General features: G+C 70.6%; 10 protein-coding genes. 5 read left to right on the forward strand and 5 right to left on the reverse strand.

The window, feature by feature from the left end; all coding sequences use genetic code 11:
• Positions 1-2 precede the first annotated feature (2 nt).
• From dapA to ACIRF9_RS50440, 3 genes are read right to left on the reverse strand one after another with little or no spacing between them, the layout of a single operon-like run.
• Positions 3-929, reverse strand: coding sequence for a 4-hydroxy-tetrahydrodipicolinate synthase (gene dapA, locus ACIRF9_RS50430; RefSeq protein ID WP_403837157.1), 927 nt, complete (start codon positions 927-929; stop codon positions 3-5).
• Positions 926-2,350, reverse strand: coding sequence for a fumarylacetoacetate hydrolase family protein (locus tag ACIRF9_RS50435; RefSeq protein WP_403837158.1), 1,425 nt, complete (start codon positions 2,348-2,350; stop codon positions 926-928). The genes dapA and ACIRF9_RS50435 overlap by 4 nt, the downstream gene beginning before the upstream one ends.
• Before the next feature lie 9 nt (positions 2,351-2,359).
• Entirely contained in the window at positions 2,360-3,364 is a 1,005-nt protein-coding gene (locus ACIRF9_RS50440; RefSeq protein WP_403837159.1) for a ketopantoate reductase family protein, read from the reverse strand.
• Between the two features lie 115 nt (positions 3,365-3,479).
• Here ACIRF9_RS50440 and ACIRF9_RS50445 point away from each other — a divergent pair, with 115 nt between their 5' ends.
• The 4 genes from ACIRF9_RS50445 (at position 3,480) to ACIRF9_RS50460 (ending at position 8,674) form a co-directional block, all read left to right on the forward strand.
• A complete protein-coding gene (locus ACIRF9_RS50445) occupies positions 3,480-5,075 on the forward strand; it encodes a PucR family transcriptional regulator (RefSeq protein ID WP_403837160.1) in 1,596 nt (531 codons plus the stop codon).
• Positions 5,076-5,215: 140 nt separating this feature from the next.
• The gene (locus ACIRF9_RS50450) at positions 5,216-5,995 is read left to right on the forward strand and encodes a class II aldolase/adducin family protein (protein ID WP_403837161.1); all 780 of its coding nucleotides are present in this window, start codon (positions 5,216-5,218) and stop codon (positions 5,993-5,995) included.
• Between the two features lie 129 nt (positions 5,996-6,124).
• Complete coding sequence (locus tag ACIRF9_RS50455; protein ID WP_403837162.1) at positions 6,125-7,459, forward strand: MFS transporter; 1,335 nt, start codon at positions 6,125-6,127, stop codon at positions 7,457-7,459.
• A gap of 141 nt (positions 7,460-7,600) precedes the next feature.
• A complete protein-coding gene (locus ACIRF9_RS50460; protein ID WP_403837163.1) occupies positions 7,601-8,674 on the forward strand; it encodes an MBL fold metallo-hydrolase in 1,074 nt (357 codons plus the stop codon).
• Between the two features lie 64 nt (positions 8,675-8,738).
• Here the strand turns inward: ACIRF9_RS50460 and hpaB are convergent, their stop codons facing one another.
• Entirely contained in the window at positions 8,739-10,190 is a 1,452-nt protein-coding gene (hpaB, locus tag ACIRF9_RS50465; RefSeq protein WP_403837164.1) for a 4-hydroxyphenylacetate 3-monooxygenase, oxygenase component, read from the reverse strand.
• A 43-nt stretch (positions 10,191-10,233) separates the two neighbouring features.
• Complete coding sequence (locus ACIRF9_RS50470) at positions 10,234-10,737, reverse strand: flavin reductase family protein (protein ID WP_403837165.1); 504 nt, start codon at positions 10,735-10,737, stop codon at positions 10,234-10,236.
• Positions 10,738-10,833: 96 nt separating this feature from the next.
• Between ACIRF9_RS50470 and ACIRF9_RS50475 the strand changes: the two genes are divergently transcribed.
• Positions 10,834-11,373 (forward strand): MarR family winged helix-turn-helix transcriptional regulator, encoded by a 540-nt coding sequence (locus ACIRF9_RS50475; protein WP_403837166.1) that lies wholly within the window; start codon positions 10,834-10,836, stop codon positions 11,371-11,373.
• Positions 11,374-11,483: the final 110 nt, after the last annotated feature.

Below are 11,483 nucleotides of genomic sequence, written 5' to 3' on the forward strand. Positions count from 1 at the left end.
GGTCAGGCTCCGATCGGTGCGGTGAGGTCGCCGCCCTCGGCGAGCAGCGCGCGGATCTTCGTCAGACCCGCCTCGGTGGGCGACGTCAGCGGCGGGCGGACGTGCGCGGAGGAGATGCGGCCCTGCTGGGCGAGCACCCACTTCGCCGGCGCCGGGTTGGTCTCGACGAACAGCAGGTCCACCAGCGGGTGCAGTCGGTAGTGCAGGTCACGGGCCGCGTCGAACTCGCCCGCCTCCCACAGCTCGTACATCCGCGCCACCGCGTTCGGCGCCAGGTTGGCCACGGCGGAGACGAAACCGGCACCGCCGAGCGCCATCAGCGGCAGGCACAGCAGTTCGATGCCGGACCACACCAGCAGCGACCGTCCGCACAGGTGCAGCACCCGGGAGAAGTGCTCGAAGTCCTTCGTCGTCTCCTTGACCCCGACGAAGTTGTCGAAGTCCGTGAACAGCCGCCTGACCGTTTCCGGCGCGATGTCCACGGCCGTGCGGGAGGGCACGTTGTAGGCGACGATCGGCATGTCCGGGAACTCCCGGGCCACCCGCGCGTACCACTCGTACAGCGCCTCCTGCGTGGGGCGCGCGTAGTAAGGGGTGATGACGAGGGCCGCGTCCGCACCCAGGTCCTGGGCGGCGGCGGTCATCTCAAGGGTCTCGTCGAGCTTGTGCGAGCCCGTGCCCGGCATGAACGGGACACGGTCTCCGATCACCTCGACCGCGGTCCGCATCCCCGCGATCCGCTCGGCCACGCTCTGCGCGCTCGGCTCACCGGTGGACCCGCCCAGCGAGATGCCGTGCGTGCCGTTCTCCAACTGGAAGCGGATCAGCCCGGCCAGGCTGTCGTGGTCGACCGCACCCTCGGCGGTGAAGGGCGTCACGACCGGGGCGATCGAACCCCGGATCGTCGACGGGTCGCTGCGGAACTTCACTGTGTTTCTCCCTTGCACCAGTTCTCATATACGTCCCGCCAGGCAGCGCCCAGCGGATAAAGGCCGTCGATGCTCTCGTCCGCGGCGACCTGCTCGGCGATGAAGCGTTCCTGCCGCTCCTGCTCCCGGCAGTCCGCGACCAACTCGGCGGCCAGGTCCGGGGGTACGACGACCACACCGTCCGTGTCACCGACGATCAGGTCGCCGGGCTGGACGAGGGCGCCGCCGCAGGCGATCGGCACGCCGGTGTCCCAGGGGACGTGCCGACGGCCCAGGACGGACGGGTGGTTGCCCGCCGCGAAGACCGGCAGGCCCAGGTCGGCGACGGCGGCGCTGTCGCGGACCGCGCCGTCGGTGACGACTCCGGCCGCGCCCTTCTTGACCGCCCGCAGGGCGAGGATGTCGCCGATGGTGCCGGCGCTCGCATCGCGCCGGGCGTCCATGACGAGGACGTGTCCCGGGCGCAGTTCCTCGATCGCCCGCTTCTGGGCGTTCATGCCGGTGCCGTACCGCTTGAACAGGTCCTCGCGCAGCGGCAGATACCGCAGGGTGTGCGCGACGCCGACCATGTTCTCGGAGCCCGGCCGCAGCGGCTGTACCCCGTCGATGGACATGTGGGGCAGGCCGCGGCCGCGCAGCTGCGAGCTCAGGGTCGCGACCGCCACCGACTTCAGGCCCGCTTCGAGCTCGGGGTCGAGGAGCGGCCCGACGGTGCCGTAGGCGGCGTCCCGTTCGGCCGGGTCGGCCTTGGGCATCGCGCCGTACGGTTCCAATGAGGGCCCGGCGGCGACCGTGTTGCGCAGCCGTCCGGTCGACAGCCCGCCGCCCTTGACCTCGACCTCGACCACGTCGCCGGGGGAGACCACCGAGGCGCCCGCCGGGGTGCCGGTGAGGATCACGTCACCGGGTTCCAGGGTCACCAGGCGGGACAGGTCGGCGACCAGCTGCCCGAAGGGGAACAGCAGCGTGTCGGTCGTGTCGTTCTGGACCAGCTCGCCGTTGACCCAGGTCCGCAGCCGCAGGGCGTCGGGGTTGAGCAGGCGGCTGTCGAGCAGTCGCGGGCCGATCGGTGTGAAGCCGTCGGCGCCCTTGGAGCGGACGTTGGAACCGCGGTCCGCGTAGCGCAGGTCGTACACGCCGGCGTCGTTGGCGGCCGTCACCCAGCGCACGTGGGACCAGCCGTCCTCCGGCGTCACATGCCGTGCGCGGGCGCCGATGAGGAGCGCGATCTCGCCCTCGAAGCCGAGCAGTTCGCAGCCGTCCGGCCGGACGATCGGCTCGTCCGTGCCGGACAGCGACGAGGGCGGCTTCATGAAGTAGGAGGGGTGGGCCGGGGCACGCCCCCGTTCCCTGGCCCGGCTGGGGTAGTTCAGATGGACAGCGATGATCTTCGATGGGGCGTTCCCCAGGGGGTGTGGCACGGGGCTCCTTCAGGTGCCGGGCGTCTGGGCGTGGCCGCGGACGCGCTCGCGCAGGGCGAGCAGTCCGTGCACCGCGTCGAGAGAGGGGGAGGGGACGCCGGTGCGGCGCGCGAGTTCGCGTACGGCACCGACGAGGGCATCGAGCTCGAGGGGCCGGCCGCGGTCGGCGTCCTGCAGCATGGAGGTGCGGAACGCGCCGAGCCTGCGGGCGATGTCGAGACGCTCGTCGGCCGTCATGGCGCTCTTGATGCCCAGGGCGGCGCCGACGGCGGCGGTCTCCTCGAACATGGCGGCGCAGACCTGCCGTACGTCCGGGGCGTCGAGGATGTCCAGGACGGTGGCGCCGGTGAGCGCGCTGACCGGGTTGAGGTTGACGTTGCCCAGCAGCTTCTCCCAGATGTCCCGGCGGATGTCCGCACTGGGTTCCGGGCGGATCGGGCCCGCGGCGAGAGCCGTGGCGCACCCCGTGACACGGTCGGAGATCCCGCCCGCCGGGTCACCGATGATCAGCCGGTCACCGCTGACGTGCGTCACCTCGCCGGGGCCGTCCACGATGCTGCTGAAGTGGGCGACGCCGGCCATCACGCGCTCGGCGGGCAGCAGGTCCAGCAGCTCTCCGTCGGGGTCGACCGAGTGCAGGACGGGGTCCTCCCCGGTGACCTCGGCCGTGGACGGCAGCCACCAGGGGACGCCGTTCGCCACGACGAGGACGTCTGTGCCGCGCTCGATCCATGGCCGGACGGAACGGGCCGCCGGCAGCAGATGCTGGCTCTTGACGCAGAGGACGGCCAGATCCGGGACGGGGAGCCGCCCGGCATCGTTCGCCGTGGAGAACCAGTGGCGTTGCGCGGTTCCCTCCTGCTGCCCGCGCAGGGCGAGCCCCTGCGCGGCGATGGCCTCCAGGTGCGGCCCAGGCCTGCCGAGGAGGGAGACCGCGGCGTCCGACGCGGCGAACGCCGTGGCAAGGGTGGCGCCGACGGCGCCCGGCCCGACGATGGTGATCCGATGTCCCATGGCAGTGAGCATGCGCTGCGGCGCAGACGGCGGCAATGTCCGCACCTACACTCGTGGGTACCTGCTGATGTAGGTTCCGACATCCATGTTTATTTCCCGGACGGGAGGACAACGCATGACCGCCATGCTCCTCGGGCAACTGGTCGAGGCTCTGCAGGACGACGTCGTCAGCGTGCTTTCGGAGGGAGCCGAGGCCGAACCGCGGGTTGCCGGCGTCGAATTGCTGGACTCGCACGAGGTCGTGCGGGCGACCGCGTCCGGACACCTGCTGCTCGGTGCCGGCGTGGACATCGCGGACCTCGACGCGCTGGACTCCGCCCTCCGGACCGCGGCGGACACGTCGTGCGCGCTCGCGGTCAAGTGTGACGTTCCCGTGGCCGAGGAGCCACTGGCCCGGATCCGCCGCACCGGGGTCCCCGTGCTGGCCGTGAACCCGCAGATGCCGTGGACGCGGGTCCAGCGCCTGGTCACCACGGTCCTCGCCGCGCGCGCGGCGGACTCCGACCACGGCGGCTCACCGACGGGAGGGGATCTGTTCTCCCTGGCCAACGCGGTCGCCGGGATCGTCGGCGGAGCCGTGGCGATCATGGACACCCAGCAGGTCATCGTCGCCTACTCGAACCTCCCGGACCAGCCCATCGACGAGACGCGGCGGCGCGGCATCCTGGGCAGGCGGGTGCCCGAGGACGCGATCCCCGACCACCTGGACCGCAAGGTCTGGACGAGCGACACGGTCGCACGCCACCAACGGCCCGGGAACCAGCCGCGCATGGCGGTGGTCATCCGCGCGGGCGAGGACGTGCTCGGTTCCCTGTGGGTCGCGTTTCCCGACGACGCCCCGCTGCCCGAGTGCGGACCCACCCTCCAGGAGGCGGCCCGGGTCGCGGCTCTGCACATGCTGGCGCTGCGCCGTCAGGTGGACGCGGAGCAGGAGAGCCGTGACCGGGCGCTGCGTTCCGTGCTGGAGGGCCGGTCGGCGCAGAGCGATCTGCCCGACGGCGTCTGCCTTCCCGGCGTGCTGGTCGGCATGAGCGAGGTCGTACGAGAGGGCGACGAGGCGTCCGACGCCGGTGCCGCGGCCCGGCGCCGCGCCGCGCTGCTGCGGCTTGTGGATCTCACCGTCCTCGACGGTCGCTCCCTCGGCTACGAGCCGGCTGCCGCGCTGCTCGGCGATCGCGTCTACGTCCTGCTGCCCACCGCGGGCGCCGGCCCCGTCTCCACGGGCGTGCTCCTCGACCACCTCCTGGACCGGGCCCGGCACAGCCTGCACCGCTCGTTCGTCGCCGTCAGCTCACCGACCGTGGGCGCGCTCTCCCCGCTGTTCAGAGCCCGTCGTGACATCGACGCGGCGCTGGACCACCTACGGGAACAGTGCGCGGATCCGGGCGCCTACCGCACCGAGGACCTGAGGCCGGAGCTGGTGCTGCGGCGGCTCGTCGGCGCCGTGCGCGGGGACGCCGGACTGCGCACCGGCATCGCCGAACGCCTGCGGGCGCACGACGCCGAGCACGACACCGAGTACACGGCCACGCTGCTCGCGTATCTCCGGCATTTCGGTGATGTCGTCGCGGCCAGCGGCGAACTGCACATCCACCAGAACACGCTGCGGCTGCGGCTGCGGCGAGCCGAGCAGCTGTTCGGGATTTCCCTTGCCGACCCCACTCGGCGCCTGCTGCTGACCCTTGAATTGGCTGCACTGACGCAGGCCTGATGTCGGATCAAACAGTGAGCGATGACTTTTCATGGATGTCTCGACATTGGCTGTCGGGTACTCGCACGCCCATGCTCCTGGACACCGAGGCACGCCTCTTCACAGCGGCGAGGCCCGTGAAGCAATCAAGGAGCACAGCAGTGACCGTTCTGGACACCCGGACGCGTACGACAAAGCCCGTGGGCATGAGTGACGCGGAGTGGCAGGCGCGGCTCGAACTGGCCGCGTGCTACCGGATCTTCGACCACCTGGGCTGGGTCGAAATGGTCTTCAACCACATCACCGTGCGGGTGCCCGGCGAGGACGGGCACCTCTTGATCAACCCGTTCGGCCTGATGTACGACGAGGTCACCGCCTCGAACCTGGTGAAGATCGACCTCGACGGGAACATCCTGTCCGACTCGGAATGGCCCATCAACGAGGCGGGTCTGCTGATCCACTCGGTGATCCACGCCAACCGGCCCGACGCGCACGCCATCATGCACACCCACACCACCGCCGGCACCGGCGTCGCCTGCCTGCGCAGCGGGCTGGACCCGGACAACTTCTACGCCGCCCAGTTGCACGACATGGTCTCGTACCACGACTTCGAGGGCGTCACCGTCGACCCGGAGGAGAAGCCGCGCCTCGTGGCCAACCTCGGCGAGCGGAACTTGATGATCCTGCGCAACCATGGTCTCCTTGCGCTCGGCCCGACGCTGCCCGCCGCGTTCTCCGCGCTGTGGACGCTGCAGCGGGCCTGCGAGATCCAGCTCGCCGCCCAGTCGTCCGGCGAGCCGCTCATGCCGGTGACTCTGGACGCGGCCGTGCGCTCGACCAGGGAATCCTTCCAGATGGGCGACCGCACACAGGCGGGCCGGACCCTCTTCACCGCGCTGCGCCGTCGCATCGACCGCATCGCCCCCGACTACGCCGTCTGACCCCTCCCTGCGGCCCCACGCCCCGACCCCGGGCGCCCGCACGGCCACCCCCACCCTCTGTCCCCACCCCCCATCCGCTCACCCTTCCGCTCCGGGCCAACGATGACCCGACTACGAATCGGACGTGCCATGTCCCAACCCTCAACGGCACTCGGCCGCCAGCACCGCACGGTCGCGCTCGCCGCCATGGCGGGCACCACCATCGAGTGGTACGACTTCTTCATCTACGCCCTGAGCACCGGCCTGGTCTTCAACCAGCTGTTCTTCCAGGGTTTCGGCGAAGACTCGATGATCATCTCCTTCGCCACCATCGGCATCAGCTTCTTCTTCCGGCCGGTCGGCGCGGCCCTCGCCGGCCACCTCGGTGACCGGCTCGGCCGCCGCGCCATGCTGATCGCCACCCTGGTGCTGATGGGCGCCGCCACGACCCTCATCGGCCTGGTGCCCACCCGGGACTCCATCGGCATGGCCGCCCCGATCATCCTGGTCTTCCTGCGCATCCTGCAGGGCCTGTCCGCCGGTGGCGAGTGGGGCGGAGCCGCCCTGATCGCGGTGGAACACGCACCCACCGGCAAGCGCGGCCGCTTCGGCGCCTTCCCCCAGCTCGGCGCCCCTCTCGGCCTGCTGCTGGCCAACGGCGTCCTGGCCCTGATCACCGCCCTCACCAGCGACGAGCAGTTCCTGGCCTGGGGCTGGCGCATCCCCTTCCTGCTCAGCGTCGGCCTGGTCGCCGCCGGCTTCATCATCCGCCGCAAGGTCGAGGAGAGCCCCGTCTACCGGGAGCTGAAGAAGACCGGCAACGACGCGAAGACCCCGCTGGCCGCGCTGTTCAAGAGCCACTGGCCGCTCGTCATCGGCGGTGCGCTGCTCTTCGCCGCCAACAACGCCGTCGGCTACATGACCACCGGCGGTTACGTCCAGGCCTACTCGGTGAACCACCTCCAGATGGACAAGACGACCATCCTGATCTGCGTCATGGTCGCCGCCGCCGTCTGGCTGACCAGCACCATGATCGGCGGCATCCTGTCCGACAAGATCGGCCGCATCCGCGTCTACCAGATCGGCTTCGTCATCCAGCTCGCCTGGATGTTCCCCTTCTTCGCCCTGCTCAACACGGCCAAGCCCGGCCTGATCGTCCTGGCCCTCGTCCTGTACAGCGTCGGTCTGGGCCTGACCTACGGCCCGCAGGCCGCCCTGTTCTCGGAGATGTACCCCACCGCCGTCCGCTACAGCGGTGCCGCGCTGTCGTACGCCATCGGAGCCGTCCTCGGTGGCGCCTTCGCCCCCATGATCGCCGAGGCCCTCCAGACCAGCACCGGCACCGTCTACTCCGTCGCCGTCTACCTCACCGCCGTCACCGTCGTGGGCCTCGCCACGTCCTTCTTCGTGAAGGAGCGCAAGGACGTCCCGCTCGGCGACGCCGTGACGGACCAGCAGGACGAGCAGGCCACCGTCAACGCCTGAGGCACCGCTGACTCGCTGGCCCCATAGCTAGTTGACCTATCATCTGTCCCCCCGGCCGACAGGCCGGGGGGACCTCTTCGGCATCCCGAAAACAGTCCCCGTCCCCTGTCTCCCCGTCCCCGATCGCAAGGAGCTCCCCCCATGAACGACCCGACGACCGGCACGACCCAGGGCCCCCGCCACAGGTCCCTCACGCGGCGCCGCTTCTGGCAGTTCGGCACCGCCGCGGCGGTCACCGTCGGCGCGGGCACGCTGATGCGCGGGCAGTTCGCCGGTGCCGCGGACGCCGCGGCCGCCTCCACCGCACAGGACTACTTCGACCGGGCTGCCGAACGGTGCGGTGACAACCCCATCCTCACCGACCTCGTCGCCGCGCTCGCTTCCGGCTTCACCGTGCCGCGTCCCACCGCGCCCGAGCCGCTGAAGATATTCGACGACGTCGCGGTGGTGAGCGTCGGCTGGGTGTCCGCCACGGCGATCCTCACCTCGGACGGCATCATCCTCATCGACGCCCTGACCTCGCCCACCGACGCCCAGCAGACCCTCGTGCCGGGCCTCAAAGCCCTGGGAGCCGACCCGGCGACGATCAAGTACGTCGTCGTCACCCACGGCCACGGCGACCACTTCGGCGGCGCCCAGTACCTCGCCGACACGTACGGCGCCCGCGTCATGATGGCGCCGGCCGACTGGGACACGCTCGCCGCGAGCAAGCCGGCCAACGCGCCCACCCGCGACATCGACATCACCGACGGCCAGGAACTGACCCTGGGCGACACCACCATCACGCTCCACTACACGCCGGGCCACACACCCGGCAGCGTCTCCCCGATCTTCCCCGTCCACTGGCAGGGCACCGCCCACACCGCGATGCTGTGGGGCGGGACCGGCCTGCCGACCGCCACCGCGGACAAGCAGACCTACCTCTCCTCCGCCCAGAGCTTCAGCTCCCGGATGAAGCGGGCCGCGGTGGACGTCGAACTGAGCAACCACGCGTTCTGCGACCACGGCCTGGAGCGCCTGGAGGAGCTGCGCGGTGCGCCGGACAGCGCCGACAACCCGTTCGTCGTCGGCACCTCCGACACGCAGTTGTTCATGAAGGTCATGAAGGACATGGTCAACGGCCGCATCCTGCTGGACCAGGAGTCCACCGGCACCGCCACCACTGCGATGGCACTGGCCGCCGCCACCCCGCGCGCGGCGAGCTGCGGCTGCTGACGGACACTCAGCACAAAGGCGTGGCGGGCCCGATGGACCCGCCACGCCTTTGTTTCGTTCCGCGTCAGGAGCGGTCGAGGAACGCCTGCACCCTGGCCTTGTACGGATCGCGGTCGTAGGACTTCACATACGCGCCGGCCATGCGGACCGGGTCGCCGAAGAAGTAGTACTCGTACAGCGCCTGGCGGCTGGAGAAGGCCGAGACGCAGGTGTCCCACACCAGCCGGAAGAGCTTGACCCGCTCGGGGCCGGTCAGGGTCGCGGACTGCAGGTAGGCTTCGATGTCGTCGGCGGCGGGCCCGTCGATGTCGAGCTCCGTCGGAGTCGCCATCAGCCCGGACGCCCCCAGTTTCCGCAGGATCTGCGGGAAGCGCTGGTAGAGCTTCGGATAGAGGTTGCGGGCCGCGTTGAGCGGGGCGAAGGCCGGGGTGAGCACCCCGTACTCGTTGACCTCGGCGTCCACCTCGGCGGCGCGCAGGAAGGCGCGCAGCATCTCCAGCGCGGCGATGATCTCGGCGATGTCCTCCTGGACGTGCTGGAACTGCTCGATGCCGATCGCCTCGGTCAGCAGCGACACCAGGCCGAGGATGTACTCGGTCTTGGCGGTCGTGCGCGTGACGACCTGGTGGGTCATGTGCACCACGGACGAGGTCTGCGCGTAGAAGCCGTTGCACAACTCGGCGTCGCCCAGGGCGAAGCACCGCTCGTAGGGCACATGCACATCGTCGAAGACCACGACACAGTCCGACTCCTCGAAACGGGAGGCGAGAGGGTGGTCGTGGCGGGGGCGGTCGTAGTCGAGGGGCTCGCGGGCGACGTAGCGCAGGCCCGGGGTGTCGTTGGGGACGGCGAAGGCGAAGGAGTACGGCTTGTCCTCGGGGGTGCCGCGCAGCACGGTGGAGGGGAAGACGAGCATCTCGTCGGCGAAGGGCGCGATGGTGGCGAGCATGCGTGCGCCGCGGATGACGACGCCGTTGTCGTCCTCCCTCACGATGCGCGCGGCGAGCTTGCCGCCCGCCTGCTGGGTGCCCGCCACCGCGCGGTTGACCTGCGGCGGGATCAGCGTGTGGGTGCACAGCAGATCCTCTTCGCGGACCTTCTCGTAGTAGCGCCGGATGTTCTCGCCGAACTCGGGGTTGGCCTGGGCGAACCAGTCCGCGGCCGAGGCGAGCGCCATCAGGGAGCTGTTCATGTAGTCGCCGGTGCGGCCGAGCATGCCGTTGCTGTGGTCGGCCCACACCTTGAACGCCTGGCGGCGCTTGACCAGGTCCTCCGGCGTCCTCGGGGTGAGGAAGGAGGTGCCGACGGGCTCGCCGGAGGTGGGGGAGGTGTAGGTGAGGGTGTCCCGGTGCTCGTCGGAGTGCTGGAGGTCGTACAACTCGGCGTAGGTGCGCACCACGTTGCGGAAGGCGGGGTGGTCCTGGACGCCGCCGGTGAGGGTCACGCCCTGGATGTGGACGGTAGGGCGGGACGTGGCGAGCCGTTCGAGGTATTCCTTGCCGGTGCGTGCGGGCATGGCGCTGGTTCTCCTGAGGGTGTGAACAGCGGGATCGGGGGCGTCAGATGAGGTGTTCGATGCCGTCGGCCGACTCGGTGGCGGCGCCGAAGCGGCTCCAGACGTAGGTGAGGGCATCGCCGTCGCGATGGCCGAGGTCGGTGACGCGGCCGACGAGGAGGGTGTGGTCGCCGCCGTCGTAGGACTGCCAGGGCTCGCACTCGATCCAGGCGAGCGGGTTGTCGAGGCGGGGGACGCGGGCGTCGGGTGCCCAGCGGGGTTCGGCGGCGCCCTGGAGGCCGGCGAACTGCCGTGCCAGCGGCTCCTGTTCGGCGCCGAGGATGTTGACGCAGAAGGGGCGGCCGAGGAGTTGGCCGTGGCAGCGGGCCCGGCGGGCGACGCTGATCAGGACCAGGGGCGGGTCGGCCGAGACGGACGTGAACGAGTTCATCGTGGCGCCGCGCGGACCGTCGTCACCGTCGTACGTCACCACGGTGACGCCGGTGGTGAACCGTGCCATGCAGGCGCGCAGAGCACCCGGACCGGGCGGGCCGAGGGTTCGGGACATGAAGGGGCTCCGTGGGGCGGGGGAACAGAGCGGCAGATATCCAGATCAAAGCTTGTAATCAAAGCTTTTATTATTTGGGGAGCCTACACTCCGGGTGTGACCCAGGAACAGCCCGACGCCGAGCATCTGCACTTCTGGTCGTTCATCGACCACGCCGTCGAGCGGGCCGGCCGGGAACTGCCAGGTGTCGATCCGCTCGCGATGCGCATGGTGCTCACGCTCCACCGGGCCGCCAACATGCTCGTGTACGACCTGGAGTCGACCGTGCACCGGCCGCGCGGCTGGTCGTGGCCCGGCTTCCGGGTGCTGTTCGCGATCTGGCTCGCGGGGCCGGCCGAGGCGAAGAAGGTCGCGGAGCTGTCCGGCATGAGCCGCGCGGCCGTGTCGGCCCTGGTGGCCACGCTGGAGAAGGACGGCCTGGTCAGCAAGGAGCGCGCGCCCTACGACGGACGCGCGGTCCAGCTCCGCCTCACCGATGCCGGCCGGGAGGCGATCACGTCCGCCTTCCGGGCGCACAACGAGCGCGAACAGGAATGGGCAGGCTCGCTCAGTGAGGACGAACTGCACACCCTCATCGACCTGCTCGCCAAACTGACCACACAATCCGCCCACTTCGACGCCCGGCACCGGGTGTGACGCGGGGAGGTCCTCCCCGTGGCAGAAGCGAGGACCTCTCCGTGGCAGAGGCGCGGGCGGGGGGTGCCCCCCCCCCCCCCCCCGGCACCCCCCCGGCCGGCCCCCCCCCC

It is taken from the genome of Streptomyces sp. NPDC096132 (genome assembly GCF_044763345.1).
Classification (GTDB): domain Bacteria; phylum Actinomycetota; class Actinomycetes; order Streptomycetales; family Streptomycetaceae; genus Streptomyces.